This is a genomic window from Pseudobacillus sp. 179-B 2D1 NHS (genome assembly GCF_045370945.1).
Taxonomy (GTDB): Bacteria; Bacillota; Bacilli; order Bacillales; family Domibacillaceae; genus Pseudobacillus.
In genome coordinates, this window is sequence record NZ_JBIQDP010000019.1 from 40,619 (window position 1) to 63,957 (window position 23,339).

The following is a 23,339-nucleotide window of genomic DNA, read 5'->3' on the forward strand; positions in this document are numbered from 1 at the left end:
ATGATTGATTTACTTTTCTGGAGGTCATCATGACACGTTATTCACTAATGAAAAAAGCCTTAATTGGCAAGCCGCTTAAAACGAGTGCACTAGGAGAACAGAGAATCAGTAAGTTAAAGGCGCTGGCTATTTTATCCTCAGACGCCCTTTCGTCTGTAGCTTATGGACCTGAACAAATTTTAATTGTGCTGTCTACAATCGGTCTAGTTGCTTTTTGGTATTCTGTTCCTATTGGCATTGGAGTACTGGTTCTCTTAACGGCCTTAATTCTTTCGTATCGCCAAATTATTTATGCCTATCCGCACGGTGGTGGGGCCTACATTGTCTCGAGAAACAACTTGGGAGAAAATGCCGGACTCATTGCAGGAGGCTCCCTATTAGTAGATTATATTTTAACCGTAGCGGTGAGTGTATCAGCCGGAACCGACGCTCTCACCTCTGCTTTTCCGCAATTGCACGAACATAATGTATCTATTGCTGCTTTACTAGTTGTATTAATTACGATTTTGAATTTACGAGGGGTAACAGAATCTGCTTCTGTTCTTGCTTATCCAGTATATTTATTTGTAGCCGCCTTACTTCTTCTTTCAGCCGTAGGTTTATGGAAAATTGCAACCGGACAAATACCGAGTGATCTGCACTCTCCGATCGGAACAGCCGTTCCTGGCATCAGTCTGTTTTTATTGCTCAGAGCTTTCTCATCCGGCTGTTCAGCTCTTACTGGAGTAGAGGCTGTTTCTAATGCGGTTCCTAACTTTAAGGAACCCGCTGCTAAAAATGCAGCAAACACCTTAATAATGATGGGGATTATCTTGGCGATTCTTTTTTCTGGCATTATGTTTTTAGCTTATTGGCTAGGAATCACTCCTAAAGCAGAAGAAACAGTGGTATCACAAATTTCGTCTGAAGTATTCGGTAGAAATTTCATTTATTACTTTGTTCAAGGAACTACAGCTCTTATTTTAGTTCTTGCGGCTAATACTGGTTTTTCTGCTTTTCCATTGCTAGCCGTTAACTTAGCAACGGACAAGTATATTCCACGGATGTTTCTCATGCGTGGAGACCGGCTTGGTTACTCAAATGGAATCGTCACGCTCGGCATCATGTCTATTCTACTTATCGTGGCTTTTAGGGGGGAAACTGAACAGCTTATTCCATTGTATGCCGTTGGTGTATTTATTCCCTTCACCCTTTCCCAATCAGGCATGATTGTAAAGTGGGTAAAAGAGAAGCCTGTTGGCTGGACGTATAAATTAACAGTTAATTTAATCGGCGCGCTCATTAGCTTAACTGTTGTGGTGATTTTCTTTACCACTAAGTTTTCTCAAGTGTGGCCTGTGCTAGTTTTCTTACCGATTATTATCTTTATGTTTCATCGAATTAAAAGTCATTATATGGCAACAGGTGAACAACTGAGAATTAAATCTGGAGAAGAAGCACTTCAATTTAAAGGAAATGTCGTCATTGTCCCGGTTGCCGGCATTACAAAGGTAGTTGAAAATTCCTTAAATTATGCCGAACTAATCGGTGATACTGTCATTGCTGTTTACGTCGCTTTTGACCGTGAAAGCGAACGACAAATGGAGGAGAGATGGAGAAAGTGGAAGCCTAATGTCCGTCTTGTTACTCTGCATTCTCAATATAGAAGCTTAATGAGGCCTCTCGCCCGGTTTATTGACATAGCCGTGGAAAAAGCGAATGAAAGGAACCATACCTTAACCGTACTTATTCCACAATTCATTACGAAGAAGAGATGGCAGGACATATTACACAATCAGTCGAGCTTACGTTTAAGAATCTACCTTCTTTATCAAAAGAATGTCATTGTCACTACCGTCCCTTATCGATTTAAAAAATAATCTTTACTCAAATTACGAAACACCTCTTCGAGAGGATGACAGGGCTTTGTGCATATTCCAGAGAAGAAGAGCTAAAATTAACCATTGCAAGATTGATAAGAATTGACTATAATTCTAGTGTCAATTAAATATTCCCATTTACCGATGGGATAGAGGCTGCAGCTTATATGAGTAAAGCGGAAGAGAGACAATGACATCTATGACTCCGTTTGAAAGGATAAACTGCCGAAGTGTGGACAGGTCATTGTCTGTTCATGCTGGGGATGTTTTCGAACAGGAACATCACTGTCGCGTTATTTAACGTGGAGGGCTATCTTCGGAAGGATTAAACGGACTTGTTAACAGCCGTCGATCTTCTTCGACGGCTGTTTTTTATTTGCCCTTGAAATGATTCAATCTTTATCACGAAAAGGAGTGCACAATATTGAGGAATACAGTTACGTCATCATCATCGACATCATCATCAAAGCCCAATCAGTTGAAGAGGACTCTAAAAGCACGCCATCTAACGATGATTTCTCTCGGAGGATCCATCGGAACAGGGATATTTTTAGCAAGCGGCGGAGCTATTCATAATGCCGGTCCTGGAGGGGCACTGCTCGCTTATGCAGCAATCGGAGTAATGGTCTATTTCTTAATGACGAGCCTTGCAGAAATGGCGGCCTATATGCCGGTAGCTGGTTCCTTTAAGGTATATGCATCAAAATTTGTTGATCCGGCCCTTGGATTTGCCATCGGCTGGAATTATTGGTACAACTGGGCGATTACCATTGCTGCAGAACTTGCCGCTGCAGTGCTCATTATGAAATTTTGGTTCCCTGACAGTCCTTCCATTCTCTGGAGCGGTCTCGCACTTTTAATTATGTTTGGCTTGAATTTTATGTCTGCCAAAGGATTTGGAGAATCAGAATTTTGGTTTGCACTTATTAAAGTAGTCACTATTATTTTATTTATTGTTACCGGTTTGTTTATGATTTTTGGTATTATGGGCGGCGAAGCCATTGGCCTCACAAACTTTACAATTAAAGACGCTCCTTTCAATGGCGGGTTTTTAGCTGTTTTAGGTGTTTTCATGGCAGCTGGCTTCTCTTTCCAAGGCACGGAGCTGCTCGGAGTAGCCGCCGGTGAAAGTGAAGAACCAGAAAAAAATATTCCTAAAGCTATTAATTCTGTATTTTGGCGCATTTTGCTTTTTTATATTTTAGCTATTCTTGTGATCGGATTGATTCTCCCATACACAGACGAACGTCTGCTAAGTGACTCTGTTTCTGTAAGTCCCTTCACGCTAGTGTTTGAACGGGCAGGTTTTGCTTTTGCTGCTTCTGTTATGAATGCTATCATACTCACTTCTGTATTGTCCGCAGGCAATTCAGGCATGTATGCTTCCACCCGTATGCTCTGGGACTTGGCACGTGATGGACAGGCCCCAAAATTTTTGGCTCGCCTTGACAAAAGAGGGGTACCGGTCAATGCGCTCATTATTACCACATTGGTCGGTTCTCTCGCATTTCTAACTACTTTCTTTGGCGACGGCGCTGTCTATGTTTGGCTGTTAAACGCTTCCGGAATGGCTGGTTTCGTCACATGGCTCGGGATCGCCATTAGTCACTATCGCTTCCGTCGGGCTTTTATCGCTCAAGGAGGGGACGTAACCACTCTTCCTTATCGTGCAAAATGGTTTCCAATTGGGCCATTGTTGGCACTTATTCTATGTACTTTCGTCATTTTGGGCCAAAATTTCCAAGCGTTTATGGGAGGCCAAATTGACTGGAATGGAGTCCTTGTTTCCTATATTGGTCTTCCTCTATTCTTGATCTTTTGGATTGCTTACAAAATCAAACACAAAACGAAAGTCATTCCTTTGGAAGAATGTGATTTCAACAGGGACTAATAGGTTATTGCTAAAGCAGAAGTAAAATTTTATCAAAGACATTATACGAGGATTACGATTACACCTTGTCAGAGCTGGAGGAATTTCATTCCTCCAGCCATTTTTTTATTCTTCCTCTTCTTTTAAGTCTGTGACGAAATACTCGATATTTTTTAACTGCCAATAATTTTGCTGCAGCTGATCCGTATAGCGATACTCGTTTTGTTTTCTTTGTGCCGAGAAATAGGCAGCTGCTGTCTCATAAAGCGCTCCCGGGTAAGCAATATAGCTTTGGAATAAAAGTTTCTCCCCTTTTTTCAGCGGAAAAAAATTTGTATAGTAACTGAATAACTCTCTCGCTAAAGCTGATCTTTCTGGGTACCCCTTCAATGTACGGGAGAAATAGGGAATTAAATCATGAATCGGCGTGGCTCTGCGAGATTGCTCCAAGTTAATAAAGTAGCCTCCCCCCCCTCGATCAATAAGAAAATGACCTGGGTCCAGTTTGCCATGAACCTGGACCGTTCTCTCTTTCTCCTCTTCCTCTGTTGCCTCTTTCCATTCTTTCAACTTTTCCTTGGCATAGAAAAAAGCTTGGCGAACATCTGTATAATAAAGACAAAACAACAATTGAAACGGAGACATATATGTTTCCCTTTCTGAAAGCTCTAAAAATTGCTCTAAGTGCTCTTCCTGTCTTTCCCACAAAGCCTTGACCTGTTCATATTGATAGATCCGCGCCTCCTTCGCTACAGCTACATCCGTGGAAGAAACGAAATGCAGCCTGGCAACCTCCCGAATCATCTTTTTTTCTCTCTCGGCTATTTCTTGCTCACCACTTTCGATCCACGGCATTAAATAATAAATATGAGCTCCCTCTAAAATGCCATATCTGCCATCCAAAGCCGGATAAACAGGAACAAATCGGTGATAACCCGTCTGGTAAAGCTTTTGCATATTGAATAAAAAATCCATCCCTTGTACTGAAGGAATTCTTTTTAAAGCAAAATTCCCTTTATCTGTTGATATTTTTTGCACGTGGCCTAATGTTTCTATGTGCAAAGGGGTTAATCCGTAGCTTCTCCAAATAGCTGAATAGGGCTGTTCCACTTTCTTCACCCGCTTTATAAAAAATAAGGCTGTCCCACCTTTAATCGGGAACAGCCGGATCATTAACGAGAATTCGGTATATAGAGTACCTGGCCTTCTTCAATGCTTTGGCTGGTCTCCAATTTGTTTTCTCGGACTAAGTCAGCTACCGGTAACTCATACCGCTCAGCAATCTTTTGGAGTGTATCATCTCTCTGCACAAGACAAACCTTCCAGGTTACAGCTTCCTCTGACTCTTTCCTTGAGAAGAAATCTGCTAGCGACATCGTTTCCGTTTTTTTCAAGCTAAATGACTTTTTCTTTTTCTGTGTGTTCTCCTCCTCCATTTCCTTTGAGGACGACTCTGCCATATGGGCTGGCTCTTGAGCCGGAGACTCTGTTAGCTCTGAAACATTAGGAACTTCATGATGAGATGACGGACTCGCGGAAGCAGACTCCATTATGGACAATGATTCAAGCACATTAGGAGATTCTTCGATTGCTGCAACTGCGGAATGATTGCTTTCCATCTCCAAAACAATATTTGGAGATTCTTTCTGCTGTTTTTCTTCTCTTTGTTCACTCATTGGTGGAACTGAAACTTCCTTCTTCTCTTCCTCAAGCACATCAGGTTGCCTTTTGACTTCAACCGAAAAATCTGTCTCCCTTCCTGTTTCCTCTGAGCCGCCTGCATCATTCACATCCAACTTTAAAATTGAAAACCCTGGTTCGTCATTTTTTACATTTTCTTCTTGTTCTATTTGTAACTCTTCGTCTGCTGGTGTCATTTCAACTAATTCATTCACCTGCTCTCTTTCTTTCTCTTCTTCCTCTTCCATGATCCCTGATATTGATAGATCGACTGTTAATTTCAAATTTGCTTTTTCAGGGAATTCATAGTCAAACGAATCAATGTAAATCTCCACATCTTCCATTTTAGCAATGCGTGATTTAGGAATCGTTATATCAATCGGAAAGTGATGAAAGAATTCACACTCATTCTCTCCGCGCTCCAGCACTTGTTGCACATATTTATAAGTAGGTGTATCCAGTGGTTCGGTTTGCTGCTCTGATGGAGCGTATTCTCCAGAAAGTTCCAAGAAACCGTGCATTCTAATAAATTCATCTGTTTCTTCAGTTTGAATTTGCGGATCAAGAGAAATAGAATATAATTCTCCTACTTCCTGACCACTCGTAAAACGGACAGTTTCTTCTAATGAAAACCGCAAATATGACAGGTCTTGAGACGCCACTTCATTTCCTCCTTTCTATTCATCGGCCTTATGCCATCCATTTGTTTATACAACGGCAAGATATTCCTATTGATCTTCTTTCACAATTTATTTGTATGACGCTTCTCTAAGAAATATGAAAGATTGCCTCATTCTATTTAGAATACGAAAAAAAACCGCCAGCATATAGCCAGGCGGTTTTTTCTATTATTATTTCTTTAGGCGGCTGAACGCTTTTTCAGCTGCAGCAATCGTATGCTCAATATCTTCTTCAGTATGGGCGCTGGATAAAAATAACCCTTCAAACTGAGATGGCGGCAAAAACACACCTTCATTTGCCATCTCCCGGTAATATTCAGCAAACAGTGCAAGATCAGATGTTTTTGCCTTTTCATAATTGGTTACATGTTCGTTAGTAAAGAAGAGGCCAATCATCGAACCAGCGCGGTTAAATGTAATCGGAATGTTATGCTTTTGTGCAGCTTCGGTCAATCCTTCTTCCAGGCGATCTGCTTTGCGTCCGAACTCCTCGTATATCTCTGGTGTTAACTGCCGGAGTGTTTCCAATCCGGCAGCCATCGCCATTGGATTTCCAGAAAGAGTGCCTGCCTGATAAATTGGTCCGCTTGGAGCAATTTGATTCATAATATCTGCCCGGCCACCATAGGCACCAACCGGCAGCCCACCACCGATTACCTTGCCAAGGCACGTAAGGTCAGGCGTGATGCCAAAGAATCCTTGCGCACAGTTATAACCGACACGGAAACCAGTCATAACCTCATCAAAAATAAGGAGAGCACCGTTATCCTGCGTTACTTCACGAAGTCCTTCCAAGAAACCAGGCTGTGGCGGTACAACGCCCATATTGCCTGCAACAGGTTCAACAATGACACAAGCAATGTCCTCACCAAATTGTTCAAAAGCATATTTAACACCGTCAAGATCATTGTAAGGTACGGTAATTGTGTTCTTCGCCACGCTCTCAGGAACGCCTGGACTATCTGGCAATCCTAAAGTAGCCACACCAGAACCAGCTTTAATTAAGAGGGAATCGCCATGACCATGGTAACAGCCTTCGAATTTTACTATTTTACTGCGGCCTGTAAAACCGCGGGCAAGACGAAGCGCACTCATGGTGGCCTCCGTCCCAGAAGAGACCATACGAACCACTTCAATAGACGGAACACGCTCGATCACAAGCTTCGCTAGTTCATTTTCAATGAGAGTCGAGGCACCAAAGCTCGTCCCAGTTTCAGCCGTCTTTTTCAAAGCTTCTACAACTTGATCATTCGCATGGCCCAAAATAAGTGGCCCCCACGATAAAACATAGTCAATGTACTCATTGCCATCAATATCGTAAATCTTAGAGCCCTTCCCCCGTTCCATAAAAATTGGATCCATATTTACGGACTTAAAGGCGCGAACTGGGCTGTTCACCCCTCCTGGCATTAATTTAACCGCCTCTTGGAAGGCTTGCTTTGATTTTTCGTAAGAACGCATACAAGAACCCCCTTATTGTTCATCCAGCCAGCGGGCTGCATCTTTAGCAAAATACGTAATAATTAGATCGGCACCTGCTCTTTTCATGCTGATCAACTTTTCCATAACGATTGCCTTTTCATCGATCCAGCCGTTCAATGCCGCAGCCTTCACCATGGAGTATTCACCGCTCACATTATAAGCGACAATTGGCAATTTAAATTCATTTCTCATGTCACGCACGATGTCCAAATAAGAAAGAGCGGGTTTGACGATTAAGAAATCAGCCCCTTCTTCTACATCTGACTCTGCCTCGCGAAAAGCTTCCAGGCGATTAGCCGGGTCCATTTGATAGGTTTTTCGATCACCAAACTGCGGAGTAGATTCGGCTGCGTCACGGAAAGGCCCGTAAAAGCCTGATGAGTATTTAACGGCATAAGACATGATCGGTACATCAGTGAAGCCTGCTTCATCCAATCCACGGCGAATAGCAGCGACAAACCCATCCATCATATTAGATGGAGCAATGATGTCGGCACCTGCTTCAGCCTGGCTGACTGCTGTTTTAGCAAGCAAACTTAATGATGGATCGTTTAACACTTTGCTGCCCTCGATCACTCCGCAATGGCCATGGTCTGTATACTCACATAAACACGTATCAGCGATAACCACCATATCCGGATAGTGCCCCTTAATAAAGCGTGTTGCCTGCTGAACAATGCCGTGATCATGATAGGCACCCGTTCCTTCTGCATCTTTTTCAGCTGGTACGCCGAATAAAATGACAGATTTTAACCCGAGCGCTAGAATTTCGTCCATTTCTGCTTTCAAGCGATCCATTGACAAATGATACACACCAGGCATGGAAGGGACTTCTTTTTTTATGTTTTCGCCTTCTACAATAAAGAGAGGATAAATAAAGTCCTCTTTATGAAGATAAGTTTCACGTACCAATGCACGCATATTAGCTGATTGGCGCAAGCGGCGATGACGTTTAAATTGTAATTCCATTACTCTTCTTCCTTTCTGAAATAGCGGGCAATTGCCTCTGCCAACGATTCGCTCGTATATACCTCTGGGCAAATCTGCGTATGAAGACCGAAGCGGTCCGCTTCTTTTTTAGTTACTGGGCCGATGCAGGCAACAACAGAATGTTCCAGCGTGTGCATGCCCACTTCCTTTATTGCTTTCATAAAATGACGGACAGCAGAAGGACTTGTGAATGTGAGGATGTCCGCTTTATTCGTTACAAGTAAATCAATTAATTGCTGATTTGCTTCTTCGGGGAAATATGTTTCATAAACGATCCATTCGTCAGCCGTCATCCCTTTTTCCCTGAGGGCGTCAGCAATAGCTGTTCTGGCAAGATTCCCCTTCGGAATTAACACCTTTTTCGCTTCAAAGCGCCCTCCGGTAATTTCTTCTACAAACTGATCAGCGGAAAATTTCTCGGGAATATACTCAGCATGAAATCCGTAGTTTTGGAGCACAGCAGCTGTTTTCGTTCCAATAGCAGCAAAACGGCCACGTATAACTGTGCGGTCTATGTTTCTATTCTTTAGCTGCTGAAAGAAAAAATCGACACCATTTTTACTCGTTAAGATAATCCAATCATATGTAGACAATTGCTGCAACCATTCTTCCTCACGATCATCTGAGAAAGACTGGAAAGCGATCAGGGGAACGAAGTGAACGATTCCCCCGGCTGTTTCTATTTTATCAATAAATGAAGCTGCTTGTCCTCTTGGACGGGTCACTAATACATGCTTGCCTGCAAGCGGCCGACCGGGTGTCATTCGGCATCAAGCTCTGCTTTCACCGCTTCAATCAATTCTTTAGCGCCACGTCCCGAAAGCAAAGCTGCTGCTTCTACACCCACAGCTTGCGGATCGCTGCCTCTTACTATTTCCTTATAAATCGTTTTTCCATCTGGTGAGGCGACAAGAGCAGTTAGCACGGTTTCATTGCCGTCAGCTACAGCAAACCCGGCGATGGGCACCTGACAGCCGCCTTCCATCTTGTGAAGGAAAGCCCGCTCAGCAGTCACCGTTTTCGTCGTTTCCTCGTTGGCAAAAGCAGCGAGCAGCTCAAGTAATTCTTTATCATCTTCCCGGCATTCAATAGCAAGGGCTCCCTGGCCTACTGCAGGCAGGCAAAGTTCTGGCTCCAAAAATTCTGTTACAACGTCAGAGGCCCATCCCATGCGTGACAAGCCTGCCGCGGCCAAAATAATCGCATCGTATTCCTCAGTTTCAAGCTTTGCTAAACGCGTATCGATATTGCCTCGAATCCATTTAATTTCCAAATCCGGGCGAGCAGCTAACAGTTGGGCGCTGCGGCGCAGACTACTCGTACCGATAACGGCCCCTGCTGGCATATCCTTAAGCTTTACATGATCTTTTGAAATGAAAGCATCACGGTGATCTTCCCGCACTGGAATACAGCCAATGGTCAATCCCTCGGGAAGCTCAGCTGGCATGTCTTTCATGCTATGCACGGCCATATCAATTTCCTTATCATACATGGCCTGCTCAATTTCCTTGACGAACAAGCCTTTCCCGCCCACCTTAGAGAGCGTAACATCCAGGATGCGATCGCCCTTTGTAACGATTTCTTTTACTTCAAAGTCGTATTCCGGCTTTAACTTTTTCAACTGGCTAATCACCCAGTTTGTTTGTGTTAAAGCTAGCTTGCTTCGGCGGGAGCCGACAATAATTTTTCTCATAATATCCCCCTGCTTTGCTTTTAAGTGTACCAAAAGTGAAACGACGAAAATCGGCTCACTAGGAAAAAGTTAATTAAAATAATTAAAAAGGCAGCAGTGTTCAACAGTGCCAATGATTTGCCATAAAGGCCCTTGCGAACTTTCAGGTAAAGGTAAATGCCGTAAATAATCAACAGAATAAAAGAAGTAATAATTTTCACGTCATACCAGCTTACATCCGGCAGTTTAATAAACTTCCAGATCAACCCAAGAATTAAGCTTAGCAACAGCATTGGCACTCCGACTGCATTTGATACGTATGAAAATTTCGTCAGCTTATCTAAATCACCTAGACGCCATAAACGCTGACTCCATTTTTTCATTTTTAATAGCCTGTACTGCAGCAAATAAAGTGCAGAAAAAATAAAAGAAAGCGAGAATGCAGCGTACGACAAAATGGCCATTGTAATATGAATAAGCAGCAATTCAGAAACGAGCTGTTCCGCCATCGCCTGAGATTCCATTTGCACAGGGGCAAATGTGTGTATCGCCATAATGGCAAAGCCAATCATATTAGTAAAGAAAACGGTAAAATCCATACGCAGCAGCCGGTTAATAACCAATGAAAGCGTAATTAAGATCCACGCATAAAAATAAAGCCCTTCAAAAAGGGTAAGAACCGGAAAACGGCCGGTTTTGAACATATATAAAAACAAAAAAATTGTTTGAAGAACCCAAACAATCGATAAAGTCCAGAAGGCGACTTTATTCGCCTTCCGGTTCTGATTTAAAAAGTCGATAAAATACAGCATAACACTCAGCGCATATAAAATTACCATCAATTCGTGGAGCCTGGCCATTCCTTGTTCAAACATCAAGTAACCCCGCTTACACTTGGAATAATGGCTTTGTCTGAATCTGCTGGGTAGACTGTTCCGCTGTTTTTACCTGCTTCTCTGCTTTCACTTCTTCTTCAATGTTAAAGATTTGTGTAAACAGAGCCAGCTTTTCAGCCGAACGTTTATCCCCAGCGAGTTCCTTCGCCTGTAAAATTGGATCCTTTAACAGCTGATTAATAATACTTTTTGTATGCTTGTTTAATACTTTTCGTTCACGATCTGTTAGGTTAGGCATTTTTCGTTCGATGCTGACCATTGTTTCTGCCTGGATGGCAAGCGCTTTTTGACGAAGAGCGGAAATAACCGGAACGACTCCCAGCATATTAATCCAATCGTTAAAAGCGACGATTTCTGCTTCGATCATCAATTCAATCTTTTCAGCCGCTTTCTGACGCTCTGCCATGTTTGCTTGTACAATGCCTTCCAGATCATCGATATCATAAAGAAAAACACTTTCCAGATCAGAAATAGCCGGATCAAGATCACGCGGAACAGCGATATCAACCATAAACAATGGTTTTCCTTTACGCATTTTTTCCACGACGGCCATTCTTTCTTTCGTAATAACATAGCCGCTTGAGCCCGTAGAACTGATTAAAATATCGGCTTCCACGAGAGCACATTGAAGCTCTGCCAAAGTTTTGGCATTGCCGTCAAATTTCTCAGCAAGCGCAACTGCTTTTTCAAACGTCCGGTTCACAACTGTCACTTTTGTAGCTCCGCTGCCATGCAGATTTTGAATGGCAAGCTCACCCATTTTGCCAGCACCAACAACAAGCACGTGCTTGCCGGAAAGACTGCCGAAAATCTTCTTAGCGAGCTCTACAGCCGCATAGCTGACAGATACCGCATTCGCGCCAATTTCCGTTTCCGCATGCGCTTTCTTGGCCAGTGTGATGGCTTGTTTGAATAAATGATTAAAGACCGTGCCCGTTGCCTCAATCTCCTGGCTTCTTAAAAAGCTCGAACGAACTTGTCCCAAAATTTGCGTCTCGCCAAGGACCATGGAATTCAATCCACTTGTTACTTTCAACAAGTGCTCGACTGCCGCTTCCTGCTCATGAATAAATAGAAAAGGAGTGAATTCTTCCTTTTCCATGTTAAACCATTCAGATAAGAAATGTTTAATATAATAACGCCCTGTATGGAGCTGATCGACGACCGCATAAATTTCTGTCCGGTTGCAAGTGGAAAGAATGACATTTTCCAAAATGCTTTTTTGCTTACGGAGCTCTGACATGGCTTTTTCTAAGTCCGTGTCCTGAAAAGATAATCGTTCACGTATCTCCACTGGGGCTGTTTTGTAGTTTAGTCCCACCACAATAATATGCACGTTCTCAGCACCCCCATAAAAATCTGTTATATTCATTATAACACGGAACAAATTTTCCTTATTCACAAATTGTGAACATATGCTAACATTAAAACCAATAAACCTTTTTAAACCCAATAGCAAGCGTAACAAAATAAGAACTAAGATTCAAGTTAGGAATATGGAAAGCGGGGAAACTATTTATGAAGCAGCAGCGAATTTTTCCGGGAACCATTTTAATCGGATTCGGTTTATATTTCTTTTTGCAGCAGGCTGCTATCGTCTGGTTTCAGCCCTTTTTAAGCTGGCCAACACTTTTGATTGTTATCGGACTTGCGTTCTTAGCGGACGCTTACAGCGGCAAAGAAGGGAATAATATTTTGCCCGGTGTTATTCTGACAGGCTTTGGTGTTCACTTTCATGTGGTGAATCATTTTGGCTTTTGGTCTAATGACACTGGCGTCTTTATCTTAATCATTGCACTCGGATTCTTGCTTCAGTATCAGAAAACGAGAAACGGTCTGTTTCAAGGATTGCTATTTCTTATTCTTGCCGTTATCACCCTCTTTTATGATAAAGTAATCGAGTGGCTTGGCTTGCTTGAGAATCGAGCGCTCTCCCTCTGGCAATTTTGGCCTGTTATTCTAATTGTCATTGGCGGTTATTTACTATTTGTGAAAAAGAAATAAATTGAGCGAATAGAGAAGGAAACCAGACCACCCAAATACATACTTTAAAGCCCTTTTAAAACTGCAGCAGCCCGCCACACTTTTATTAGGTCTATTTAACGGGCTACCCTTCCTTCTATTCCCTTGTTCGGTATCACTTTATCCTTCTTAAGTCCTTTTATAAAAGATTTAAAGAAAACACAGCTGCTGCCTTTAGATGGAATTTCTTTCATAGGAATTCCTCTTTTTTTTGCTTGGCTCTGTTGATCTTTCCTGGAGTCGCCACCTTCCGCTACAATCAACTATTGAAAAAACAATATTCCTCTTTAACAGAGACTTTCATTTAAGAAACTGGTCTTCTCTCACCTGTTTGGCAGGATGTCTATTCTTTTCAAAGATATAGCGCCAAGGTTCACGTTTCTCGGCAACAAGCTGGCAGTCTGTCGCTTTTTCTCCGAACAAAAAGCTGCCCACTATTCAGCGGACAGCTTTGCTTTCTTCATTCTTTTATGAATAACACTCCACGCTTCGTCTTTTCCCTGTCCAGTTTCAGAAGAGAAAATAACGATATCGTCTGTCGGTTCAAATTCGAGCGCTTCTTTCACTACCTTTAAATGCTTTTGCCACTTGCCTTTTGGTATTTTGTCGGCTTTAGTGGCCACGACCACAACAGGGATTTCATAATGCTTTAAAAAATTATACATCATGACATCGTCTTCTGTCGGAGAGTGCCTCAAGTCAACAATCAGCACACATGCCCGCAACTGTTCCCTTGTCGTTAAATACGTTTCAATCATTTTGCCCCATGATTCCCGTTCTTTTTTGGAAACTTTCGCAAATCCATATCCCGGTACATCAACAAAATAAAGTGACTCCTCAATTTTATAAAAATTGAGCGTCTGTGTTTTTCCCGGCTTAGATGAGATCCGAGCCATGCTTTTACGCTGAATCATTTTATTAATAAAAGAGGACTTTCCTACATTAGAGCGTCCAGCTAGCGCAAATTCCGGAAGAGAACCTTCCGGATATTGTGCTGGTTTTACTGCACTGATAACAAGTTCTACTTGATTAACCTTCATAATTTTCTCCTGTCAGCGCAACTTTTAATACATCATCCATGTGAGAGGCAAGAATGTATGTTAAATCGTTGCGCACACTTTCTGGCACATCTTCAATATCTTTCTCATTATCCTGTGGCAGGATAATTGTTTTGAGCCCGGCTCTATGGGCACCAAGCGATTTTTCTTTCACACCGCCAATGGGCAGCACACGGCCACGAAGAGTGATTTCACCGGTCATTCCAACTTCCCGACGAATTGGACGGGCTGTTAATGCTGAGACGAGCGCCGTAGCCATTGTAATGCCGGCAGATGGGCCATCCTTTGGCACAGCGCCTTCCGGGACGTGAATATGAATGTCATATTTCTCGTGGAAGTCAGCTTCAATATTCAGTTCTTCGGCCTTGGAACGAACATAACTGAATGCAGCCTGTGCGGATTCTTTCATTACGTCCCCGAGCTTCCCAGTTAAGATTAGCTTGCCTTTTCCTGGGGACAAGGACACTTCTATTTGCAGTGTATCTCCGCCGGAAGCTGTATAAGCCAGTCCGTTGGCTACACCAACCTGGTTAACCGTTTCAGCCTGTCCATAGCGGAAGATTCGCTTTCCTAAAAATTCTTCCAAGTTCTTACTCGTTACGACTACACGCTTTTTTTCCTCCGAGACGATCATTTTGGCTGTTTTTCGGCAAATTGCTGCAAGCTGACGCTCAAGGCTACGAACGCCCGCTTCACGTGTATAATAACGGACCACATCTTGAATCGCATCATCCCTTACCTGAAGCTGAGATTTTGTGAGCCCATGCTCCTCCACTTGCTTCGGAAGCAAATGGGATTTTGCAATATGAATTTTCTCCAGCTCCGTATAGCCCGCAATTGTAATGATTTCCATCCGGTCGCGAAGAGGGCCTGGGATCGTTGCCAGGTCATTAGCTGTCGCAATGAACATCACTTTCGATAAGTCGTATGTTTCTTCAATGTAATGATCACTAAAGTTAAAGTTTTGCTCAGGGTCCAGCACTTCGAGCATGGCTGCGGACGGATCGCCTCTAAAGTCACTTGACATTTTATCAATTTCATCAAGTAAAAAGACTGGGTTAATTGTCTCTGCTTTTTTCATACCTTGAATAATCCGGCCAGGCATGGCTCCGACATATGTGCGGCGGTGGCCGCGGATTTCTGATTCGTCACGCACGCCGCCAAGAGAAATCCGGACAAAGTTTCTGCCAAGTGATTCGGCAATGGAGCGTGCCAATGATGTTTTACCGACCCCTGGCGGTCCTGCTAAACAAAGAATAGGCCCTTTAAGAGACTGGGTAAGCTGCTGAACAGCCAAATATTCAAGCACACGCTCTTTCACTTTTTCCAATCCATAATGATCTCGATTTAAAATGGCTTCTGCTTTTTCGATATCCAGGTCATCTTTCGTCGCTTTCGTCCACGGCAGTGTAACGAGCCATTCAAGATAGTTGCGGATAACGGCACTTTCTGCCGCGCTTGAAGGAATTTTCTCATAACGATTCAATTCCTTTAAGGCGGTCTTTTTCACATGCTCAGGCATGTCCGCTTCTTCGATTCGTTTCAACAGCTCCTCGACTTCACCGGTTTTTCCTTCTTTATCGCCCAGCTCCTGCTGAATTGCCTTCATTTGCTCACGCAGAAAATATTCTTTTTGTGTGCGCTCCATAGATGTTTTCACACGCTGACCGATTTTCTTCTCTAAATTCAACACTTGCTTTTCGTTATTTAATAAATCAATGATTCGGTTAAGACGGTTCTTTACATCAAACGTCTCAAGAATCTCTTGTTTATCTTTCATTTTAATCGGCAAGTGAGAAGCAATGATATCGGCCAACCGGCCCGGTTCGTCAATATCGGCTACCGTAGAATAGGTTTCTGCAGAAATTTTCTTCGACAGCTTGATATACTGTTCAAAGTACTCCAGCAGTGTGCGCATCAGCGCTTCAGTTTCTATATCTTTTGCTGCATCGTCCTCGTGCACTTCAACTGTTGCCAAATAAAAAGTTTCTTTATCATCAAGCTGCTTAATAACCGCGCGGTTTAGGCCCTCAACGAGTACACGGATGGTTCCATTTGGTAGCTTCAACATTTGTTTTACTTTCGTTAATGTTCCTGTTTCAAACAAATCCTCTCGTAAAGGATCGTCTATATTGGAATCTTTTTGAGTGGATAAAAAAATCAAATGATTGTCTAGCATTGCCTGCTCCAACGCCTCGATCGAGCGATCACGGCCAACATCCAGGTGCAGAACCATTGTAGGGTACACTAATAATCCCCGGAGTGGCAGGAGGGGCACAGTGTGAACAGTTTGATTACTCATAAACATAACCTCCATCACTTCAAACATCAGGCGAAATAGCTGCCTGTTCTCTCTTTTACGCTTTCTGCCGCAAAATAGGTGTTTTGTACAATCTTATCTTATTTAAATAGGAGTGTCCATTATTGAACGGGATATCACCTTCCCGTCTTTTTACCTATTCCTCACTTTGGCAGAAAACAAACAACAGGGCTGCCTTAAAAGTAAAAAAATGATCACTTTATAAGGCAGCCTTTCTTCTGCTATGCTATATTGATTTCTTTTCCTTCGATAATATATTCCCCGGCTGAACGAGTCCTTTCTGTTCTGCCTGCTTATCAAAGAAATGATCAAATGCTTCTTTAAGCTGGGAAACTGGAATGAGCTCCACCCCTTCCACTTTCTCTAAAAGAAGTGTGTCATTTTCTTTTGGAAAAAGCACCTTTTTTGCCCCCGCTTCTTTAGCGGCTATCACTTTTTGTAAAACTCCCCCGACCGGTTTTATCTGCCCGTGGAGGCCGATTTCTCCCGTAATCGCTGCTGTTCGATCCGCCGGATGATTGTATATTGCTGAATAAATGGATAGTGCTATCGCCGCTCCGGCAGACGGGCCATCTACAGGCATGCCTCCGGGAAAGTTAACAAAAATATCAAACTGCTCCACCGGCACACCCAACGATTTTAGAACGGTCACCGCATTGTCTACTGACCCTTTGGCCATGCTCTTTCGTTTGATTGATTTTGCTGGCTGGTTGAATGTTTCTTCTTCAACAATCCCAGTCACTGTTACTGTCCCTTTGTCTGCCGCAGAAAGAACAGCGGCCTCAATACTAAGAAGAGCTCCACTGTTTGGCCCGGTTACAGCTAGTCCATTAATCAGACCAATTCTTGACTCTTCAGGAATCCGCGATTCCCATTTTGGTGCTAGTCGGCTTGAGCGGATCACCCATTCCACTTCCTCATTGTATATTTCTTTTCGATTCTCCATCATCGCTAGGCCGGAAGCCATCTGTACAAGGTTTACAGCTTCCCGGCCGTTACGGGTATGCCCAGCGATCAGAGCTAGTCCTTTTTCAGAGAGATTCATCCCCGCCTTTTCGGCAGCTTTACGAGCGATATCTGTTAAATGTTTATTATCTAATTCATTGAAATACACTTCTTGACAGCGAGAACGAATGGCAGCTGGGATTTCCTCGGGCTGTTTAGTCGTTGCACCAATCAATCGAAAATCCGCTGGCAGTCCCTTCTTAAAAATATCATGGATGTGTCTTGGAATATTATCATTTTCCTCACTATAGTACACGCTCTCAAGAAGTACTTTTCGATCCTCTAACACTTTTAATAGCTTGTTCATCTGAATAGGGTGCAATTCCCCAATTTCATCAATAAACAAAATACCGCCGTGTGCATTGCTTACTGCCCCTTTTTTAGGCTGAGGAATACCTGCCTGCCCAAGAGCACCAGCCCCTTGATAAATCGGGTCGTGTACAGAGCCGATAAGCGGATCAGCAATGCCTCTCTCATCAAACCGGGCTGTAGTGGCATCCAGTTCCACAAACACTGCAGACGGAGCAAACGGAGAGCGCTTATTCTTTTTTGCTTCCTCAAGCACGAGACGGGCCGCTGCTGTTTTCCCCACTCCCGGCGGCCCATAAATGATGACATGCTGTGGATGGGCGCCGCAAAGAGCTGCTCGCAATGCTTTAATGCCTTCTTCCTGACCAATGATATCTGAAAAATTTTGCGGACGGATTTTTTCAGCAAGCGGCTTTGTCAAAGAAATTGCCCGCATTTTTCCCATAGCTTCCATTTCCTTTTTCGATTCCTTGTCAATCGTTATTCTGCTCGTATGCTGTTTTTTGAGCATCGTGAGAAAATAAAGACTGATAATCAGCCCAAACACAAGCTGACCCGCGATTGCAATTGCTGTCCAATTCATATCGTATCCTCCCATACCAGCAAAGTGAACCCTGCATTGACGGCTGACTTTTCTCCAAAGGTTTACGGTCTTCTGTTCATTCGACTGCTTCCCTTTAATTGTTAATCAACCGTTTTCTTATTCGCCAGTATCGCCTCATTTTGATACTCATAAACAGCAATTCATCCGGAAGTTCTTCTCTCCACGGAAAAAACAGGACAGCCTTCTCATCCTAAGCTGTCCTGTTTTTTCATTTAGTTTATTTTTTTCTTACTTTTCGCCTGGTGCTTCCCTGCTTAAGCGGATGTTTTCGTCAAATCTATCTTTTGTCCATTTTCTCCAAGCAATCTTGGTGCAGCATTGTCAAGAACGGTCTCCTTTGTGATGACACATGTCTTAATATCCTCTCGAGAAGGCAAGTCATACATCACATCGAGCATGATGCTTTCAATAATGGAACGGAGCCCACGGGCACCTGTTTTGCGTTCGATCGCCTTCTTGGCAATCTCACGAAGTGCTCCCTCGTCAAATTCAAGGTCGACTTCATCCAGTTCCATCATTTTTTGATATTGCTTAACGAGCGCATTTTTTGGCTTCGTTAAAATTTCAACGAGCGCTTCTTCGTCAAGCTGCTCAAGGCTCGCAATAACTGGAAGACGACCAATAAATTCAGGGATCAGTCCAAATTTAAGAAGATCTTCCGGTACTAATTTAGATAAAAGAGAGCCATCTGCCGCCTCTTCCTGCTTCGTTTCAAAGCCGAAGCCAATGACCTTTTGGCCAAGGCGGCGTTTAATAATTTGCTCCACTCCATCAAATGCTCCCCCGCAAATAAAAAGAATGTTTGTCGTATCAATTTGGATAAATTCTTGATGAGGATGCTTTCGTCCACCTTGTGGAGGGACACTTGCCACAGTTCCTTCTAAAATTTTCAAGAGAGCCTGCTGTACACCTTCACCGGAAACATCACGCGTAATGGACGGATTTTCAGATTTACGTGCCACTTTATCAATTTCATCGATATAAATGATGCCTTTTTCTGCTTTCTCCACGTCATAGTCAGCCGCTTGGATCAGTTTGAGAAGAATATTTTCCACATCTTCCCCCACATAGCCTGCCTCTGTTAAAGAGGTAGCATCAGCAATCGCAAATGGAACATCTAGAATACGTGCAAGCGTTTGAGCAAGGAGCGTTTTCCCGCTTCCTGTTGGCCCGATTAAACAAATATTACTCTTAGCCAGCTCAACATCGTCCACCTTGCTGTTGGAATTAATACGTTTATAGTGATTATAAACAGCTACAGCGAGCGACTTTTTAGCACGTTCTTGCCCAATAACATAATCATCTAAAATATCACGAATTTCCATCGGCTTCGGTACATCTTTAAATTCTACTTCTTCCTCAGTGCCAAGCTCTTCCTCCACTATTTCAGTGCAAAGCTCGATACACTCATCACATATATATACACCGGGACCAGCTACAAGTTTGCGCACTTGATCCTGTGTTTTACCACAGAAAGAACATTTTAGCTGTCCTTTTTCATCGTTAAACTTGAACAATGTGTTTCACCCCTTATAAATAATAATCGCTTGTCCAGCTACAGGCGCTAGCGCATACACTGATTTCGCTCCCTCTGTCGGAGTCTGAAAAGCGACTCCTCATCCAGAGCCCTAATCCGTTATCACACTAATCGAGCGCCTTTTGCTTTTTGTGTCCAGCTACGCCTCCCTGGAACTCGAGGTCATGAGCCGGTCCGGCTGTGCGGCTAGAAAGCGCCGCTCCTCCGGCCTGCCTTATGCTTGTCGCTCCCATACAGTCGGCTTCGCTTTTCTGTCCAGCTGCAACGCTCCATTCCTTCAGAGTAAACAGACGTCTTTTTTTGAAAACGACATTTGTTTCTCTTCTCTAACAGGCACGCTTCGCTGTTTATTTGCCCTATCCAGCTTTAATGGTTTGCTGCGGCGGGACAGGTAATTATTCTCTCTTCCCCTGTTCAGCTACAAGCATCAACGCACATACTGAACGAGCGCCGTTGGCTCTTTGTAAAAAAGTTATGTATTGCATTGTACCACATTTTTCTCTGTTCAAAAAACAAAAGGTCTTTTGTATATATAATGTGTTACCAGCTTGACTATTACTAAAACATTTTTTCACATTTTCTTGTCAAGCTTTATCTATTTAGGAAGATGAAATCAAACGCTGCAAAGAGTATCATTGCAGCTTGTTATTTCCCTATCCCTATAGAATTCATATGTATGATAGTAAAACAAGTAGGTAGAAAACAAGGCACGAGCAGTTCGCGCCTTGTCTACCTTTATCTATTATTATGCACTAGTTTTGCTGTTTTCCACAAGAAATTCGATTGCTTTGCGAATTTTCAAGTCAGCCTGCATGCCATCTAAGTTGCCCAATGCTTTTTTGATATCTTCTACGGACAAATTAAATTGCTCTGCCATTTTGCTTAATTCTTTTTCTGTATCTTCTTCCGTTGCTTCTAAGTTTTCTGCATCTGCAATCGCTTCAAGCGTCAAGCTTGTGCGTACGCGTGTTTCTGCATTCTCTTTCATTTGTCCGCGAAGGTCTGCTTCACTTTGACCAGAGAATTGATAATACAGGTCAAGGTTCATTCCTTGCATTGAAAGATTTTGTGTGAACTCTTGAAGCATGCGGTCGATTTCATTTTCAACCATCACTTCTGGTACATCGATTTCAGCATTCGCAGCTGCTTTTTCTACAAGCGTATCACGAAGTGTTTGTTCTGCAGCTGTTTTCTTTTGCTCTTCAAGGCGAGTGCGGATTTTCGCTTTCAATTCATCAAGTGTTTCCACATCTTCATCTGTTTCTTTTGCAAATTCATCATTCAGTTCAGGAAGCTCTTGTGCTTTGATTTCGTGAATTTTCACCTTGAATACAGCTGGTTTGCCTGCAAGCTCTTCTGCATGGTACTCTTCAGGGAAAGTAACTTCTACCTCTTTCTCTTCACCAGAAGCTACGCCGATCAACTGCTCTTCAAACCCAGGAATAAACGTGCCAGAGCCGATTACTAAAGAATAGTTTTCTGCTGTACCGCCTTCAAACACTTCTCCATTAACAGAACCTTCAAAGTCAAGGACAACAGTGTCGCCATCTTCTACTTTGCCATCTTCTTTTACAACAAGTTCAGCATGACGCTTTTGCAGAGCAGTCAGTTCTTCCTGAACGTCTTCATCTGTTACTTCTGTGCTTAACTGTTCTGCTTCAAGCCCTTTATATTCGCCAAGCTTTACTTCAGGCTTTACTGTAACAGTCGCTTTGAAAATTAGCTCTTTGCCTTTTTCCATTTGCTCAATGTCAATCTCAGGACGGTCAACAGGATCGATTCCTGCTTCTTCAACTGCTTTCCCGTATGCTTCTGGAAGAATAATATCCAGTGCATCTTGATAAAGAGACTCTACACCGAAGCGCTTTTCAAACAAAGCACGTGGCATTTTTCCTTTACGGAAACCAGGTACGTTAATATTCTTTACTACTTTTTTAAATGCGGCATCTAAACCGTTGTTTACTGTTTCCGCATCTACTTCTACTGTTAGAACCCCTTGGTTCCCTTCTTGCTTTTCCCATTTAGCAGACATAAAGTTCCCTCCAAAAATCTATAAATTGATCATCATGAACATTATAAGTTGTTCGGCCGCCCTATGTATATTTCTCTTACACAAAAAGGACACATTATGACCTTTACATTATACCATACGTTTTTTCTCTTTCAACCAAAAGCCTACATGATCGGTGAAGAAATTTCATCTAGTTTTCTTATAAAATTAAGGCTCAGCTGCACATCCTCTTCCTGCTCATTTTCCTTTACCACCCCTGCGCCTTCATAATATGAGCGTAGCTGATAGAGCGATGCTTTTGCCCATCCCGCAGGAGAAATTTCTTCCGGTTCAAACGGATATAGAAGAAAAAAATGGCGTTTTACCATTTCTTTCGCCTGCTCCAGTTGAACAGGGTCCTTATCGGCCAGCTCTTCCTCAAGAAAAGAAACCACTTGTTTAAAATAATCCTTCTCAAAGGCATCTACCAATTGCGCTGGAATAACCGTTCCCACAAAACAGAGTTTCTTCACCGTGACCATCTTTTCAATCCCATGCTCTTTTAACACATTGAGAACGAGCGTTTGCAGAAAAGGATGGGCATCCTCTTTCTCGAGCATTGCTTTTAGCTCATTATAATATGGATGAATATTTACATGGGCAAGCTCCATTAATTTCAACGTTTGTTCACGTAAGCTTTCTTCGCCAGTAAATAACATTTCCCACTTTGTTTCAGGAGAATCCATCATCTTTTGGCTCAATTCAAGCAGCCTACCGAAATAGTCTCGCTTGTTTTCTGGCAGCTGCTTTTCCTCCATGAGAGCTGACAGCGTGGAGAAAATAGTATTGTATTGTTTTTGCTGCATAAGAATGAGTACATAAATATCTAGTACATCATAATAGTCCCCAAGACCTTTATGAAGCATGTCACTGCATAATTCCAAGGCCCTTTCGTAACGGCCGCTTTCGTATAGCGCTAATAAAAGGGCTGTCTTTACGTCTCCCTCTTCAGCAAGCGGATATTTTAACGCTTCCGATAAAAAGGAGGCCGCCTCATCATAGTCTTTCTTCTCAAGTGCCGCTCGTCCTTTTTGAATAAGCGCTTGAGCTGTTCCTGGAAAAATAAATACATTTCCTTTTCTATCCCACTTTTTTTTCTTCATAGTCAGTCACCCGATTGTCTTTAGCTCTATGAAAACAGCAGCTGCTTTCATTCCTTTTTCTGTATTTCTGTAAGTGTAGCATGTCTGTTTCGAAAAAAAAAGCCAGGAGCGAAGGAGCAAAGTTCCATTCACCTTAAAATAAGAGACACACGCAAGAATAATAAAATAAATTCCAGAATAAAAACCTTCCAAGCAATTGCCT

At 42.8% G+C, this 23,339-nt stretch carries 18 protein-coding genes and 1 riboswitch; of the genes, 3 read left to right on the forward strand and 15 right to left on the reverse strand.

Translation table 11 applies throughout. The features are described 5' to 3' along the window. The first annotated feature begins 29 nt into the window (after positions 1-29). Together ACH0BF_RS17565 and ACH0BF_RS17570 are read left to right on the forward strand one after the other, a co-directional pair. The gene (locus tag ACH0BF_RS17565) at positions 30-1,859 is read left to right on the forward strand and encodes an APC family permease (RefSeq protein ID WP_340853100.1); all 1,830 of its coding nucleotides are present in this window, start codon (positions 30-32) and stop codon (positions 1,857-1,859) included. A gap of 142 nt (positions 1,860-2,001) precedes the next feature. Then, positions 2,002-2,180: riboswitch (Lysine riboswitch) on the forward strand. Between the two features lie 100 nt (positions 2,181-2,280). After that, complete coding sequence (locus ACH0BF_RS17570) at positions 2,281-3,750, forward strand: amino acid permease (RefSeq protein WP_406909913.1); 1,470 nt, start codon at positions 2,281-2,283, stop codon at positions 3,748-3,750. Between the two features lie 105 nt (positions 3,751-3,855). Here the strand turns inward: ACH0BF_RS17570 and ysxE are convergent, their stop codons facing one another. The 8 genes from ysxE to hemA all read right to left on the reverse strand — a co-directional run bounded on the left by ysxE (position 3,856) and on the right by hemA (position 12,465). Next, on the reverse strand, positions 3,856-4,839 hold the full coding sequence (gene ysxE / locus ACH0BF_RS17575; protein WP_340853098.1) for a spore coat protein YsxE: 984 nt from the start codon (positions 4,837-4,839) through the stop codon (positions 3,856-3,858). A 62-nt stretch (positions 4,840-4,901) separates the two neighbouring features. Beyond that, complete coding sequence (gene spoVID, locus ACH0BF_RS17580) at positions 4,902-6,071, reverse strand: stage VI sporulation protein D (protein WP_340853096.1); 1,170 nt, start codon at positions 6,069-6,071, stop codon at positions 4,902-4,904. Positions 6,072-6,260: 189 nt separating this feature from the next. Further along, complete coding sequence (hemL, locus tag ACH0BF_RS17585; protein WP_340853094.1) at positions 6,261-7,550, reverse strand: glutamate-1-semialdehyde 2,1-aminomutase; 1,290 nt, start codon at positions 7,548-7,550, stop codon at positions 6,261-6,263. Between the two features lie 12 nt (positions 7,551-7,562). Then, positions 7,563-8,540 carry a porphobilinogen synthase gene (hemB, locus tag ACH0BF_RS17590; RefSeq protein ID WP_340853093.1) on the reverse strand — a complete coding sequence of 326 codons (978 nt, stop codon included), beginning with the start codon at positions 8,538-8,540 and terminating at the stop codon, positions 7,563-7,565. After that, the gene (locus ACH0BF_RS17595) at positions 8,540-9,325 is read right to left on the reverse strand and encodes a uroporphyrinogen-III synthase (protein ID WP_340853092.1); all 786 of its coding nucleotides are present in this window, start codon (positions 9,323-9,325) and stop codon (positions 8,540-8,542) included. The genes hemB and ACH0BF_RS17595 overlap by 1 nt, the downstream gene beginning before the upstream one ends. After that, positions 9,322-10,254 (reverse strand): hydroxymethylbilane synthase, encoded by a 933-nt coding sequence (gene hemC / locus ACH0BF_RS17600; RefSeq protein ID WP_340853091.1) that lies wholly within the window; start codon positions 10,252-10,254, stop codon positions 9,322-9,324. The genes ACH0BF_RS17595 and hemC overlap by 4 nt, the downstream gene beginning before the upstream one ends. Positions 10,255-10,274: 20 nt before the next feature. Then, positions 10,275-11,108 (reverse strand): cytochrome C assembly family protein, encoded by an 834-nt coding sequence (locus ACH0BF_RS17605; protein WP_340853089.1) that lies wholly within the window; start codon positions 11,106-11,108, stop codon positions 10,275-10,277. Between the two features lie 13 nt (positions 11,109-11,121). Further along, entirely contained in the window at positions 11,122-12,465 is a 1,344-nt protein-coding gene (gene hemA / locus ACH0BF_RS17610; protein WP_120037843.1) for a glutamyl-tRNA reductase, read from the reverse strand. Between the two features lie 182 nt (positions 12,466-12,647). On the opposite strand from hemA, the gene ACH0BF_RS17615 reads away from it, so the two are divergent. Continuing rightward, entirely contained in the window at positions 12,648-13,133 is a 486-nt protein-coding gene (locus tag ACH0BF_RS17615) for a LiaI-LiaF-like domain-containing protein (protein ID WP_120033483.1), read from the forward strand. Positions 13,134-13,585: 452 nt separating this feature from the next. On the opposite strand, the gene yihA is transcribed toward ACH0BF_RS17615, so the two are convergent. The 7 genes from yihA to ACH0BF_RS17650 form a co-directional block, all read right to left on the reverse strand. Continuing rightward, a complete protein-coding gene (gene yihA, locus ACH0BF_RS17620; RefSeq protein ID WP_120033485.1) occupies positions 13,586-14,191 on the reverse strand; it encodes a ribosome biogenesis GTP-binding protein YihA/YsxC in 606 nt (201 codons plus the stop codon). Further along, positions 14,181-16,511: an endopeptidase La gene (gene lon, locus ACH0BF_RS17625; RefSeq protein WP_120033487.1), complete on the reverse strand. Its 2,331-nt coding sequence runs from the start codon at positions 16,509-16,511 to the stop codon at positions 14,181-14,183. The genes yihA and lon overlap by 11 nt, the downstream gene beginning before the upstream one ends. Positions 16,512-16,755: 244 nt before the next feature. Continuing rightward, on the reverse strand, positions 16,756-18,426 hold the full coding sequence (lonB, locus tag ACH0BF_RS17630) for an ATP-dependent protease LonB (RefSeq protein ID WP_340853084.1): 1,671 nt from the start codon (positions 18,424-18,426) through the stop codon (positions 16,756-16,758). A 275-nt stretch (positions 18,427-18,701) separates the two neighbouring features. Further along, positions 18,702-19,964 carry an ATP-dependent protease ATP-binding subunit ClpX gene (clpX, locus tag ACH0BF_RS17635; protein ID WP_340853082.1) on the reverse strand — a complete coding sequence of 421 codons (1,263 nt, stop codon included), beginning with the start codon at positions 19,962-19,964 and terminating at the stop codon, positions 18,702-18,704. Positions 19,965-20,091: 127 nt separating this feature from the next. Beyond that, positions 20,092-20,217, reverse strand: a complete 126-nt coding sequence (locus ACH0BF_RS17640; RefSeq protein WP_406909899.1) for a hypothetical protein — start codon at positions 20,215-20,217, stop codon at positions 20,092-20,094. 512 nt (positions 20,218-20,729) lie between these two features. Continuing rightward, positions 20,730-22,016: a trigger factor gene (gene tig, locus ACH0BF_RS17645; protein WP_120033493.1), complete on the reverse strand. Its 1,287-nt coding sequence runs from the start codon at positions 22,014-22,016 to the stop codon at positions 20,730-20,732. Positions 22,017-22,159: 143 nt separating this feature from the next. Continuing rightward, complete coding sequence (locus tag ACH0BF_RS17650; protein ID WP_120033495.1) at positions 22,160-23,137, reverse strand: tetratricopeptide repeat protein; 978 nt, start codon at positions 23,135-23,137, stop codon at positions 22,160-22,162. Positions 23,138-23,339 lie beyond the last annotated feature (202 nt).

Bases quoted from the DNA above. Each gene is read 5' to 3' on its own strand.
- yihA (WP_120033485.1), bottom strand. From the start codon at position 14,191: ATGAAGGTTAATCAAGTAGAACTTGTTATCAGTGCAGTAAAACCAGCA.
- ACH0BF_RS17640 (WP_406909899.1), bottom strand. From the start codon at position 20,217: ATGGGAGCGACAAGCATAAGGCAGGCCGGAGGAGCGGCGCTTTCTAGC.
- tig (WP_120033493.1), bottom strand. From the start codon at position 22,016: ATGTCTGCTAAATGGGAAAAGCAAGAAGGGAACCAAGGGGTTCTAACA.
- ACH0BF_RS17565 (WP_340853100.1), top strand. From the start codon at position 30: ATGACACGTTATTCACTAATGAAAAAAGCCTTAATTGGCAAGCCGCTT.
- ACH0BF_RS17595 (WP_340853092.1), bottom strand. From the start codon at position 9,325: ATGACACCCGGTCGGCCGCTTGCAGGCAAGCATGTATTAGTGACCCGT.
- hemC (WP_340853091.1), bottom strand. From the start codon at position 10,254: ATGAGAAAAATTATTGTCGGCTCCCGCCGAAGCAAGCTAGCTTTAACA.
- ACH0BF_RS17605 (WP_340853089.1), bottom strand. From the start codon at position 11,108: ATGTTTGAACAAGGAATGGCCAGGCTCCACGAATTGATGGTAATTTTA.
- lonB (WP_340853084.1), bottom strand. From the start codon at position 18,426: ATGAATTGGACAGCAATTGCAATCGCGGGTCAGCTTGTGTTTGGGCTG.
- hemB (WP_340853093.1), bottom strand. From the start codon at position 8,540: ATGGAATTACAATTTAAACGTCATCGCCGCTTGCGCCAATCAGCTAAT.
- ACH0BF_RS17615 (WP_120033483.1), top strand. From the start codon at position 12,648: ATGAAGCAGCAGCGAATTTTTCCGGGAACCATTTTAATCGGATTCGGT.
- ACH0BF_RS17650 (WP_120033495.1), bottom strand. From the start codon at position 23,137: ATGAAGAAAAAAAAGTGGGATAGAAAAGGAAATGTATTTATTTTTCCA.
- hemL (WP_340853094.1), bottom strand. From the start codon at position 7,550: ATGCGTTCTTACGAAAAATCAAAGCAAGCCTTCCAAGAGGCGGTTAAA.
- lon (WP_120033487.1), bottom strand. From the start codon at position 16,511: ATGAGTAATCAAACTGTTCACACTGTGCCCCTCCTGCCACTCCGGGGA.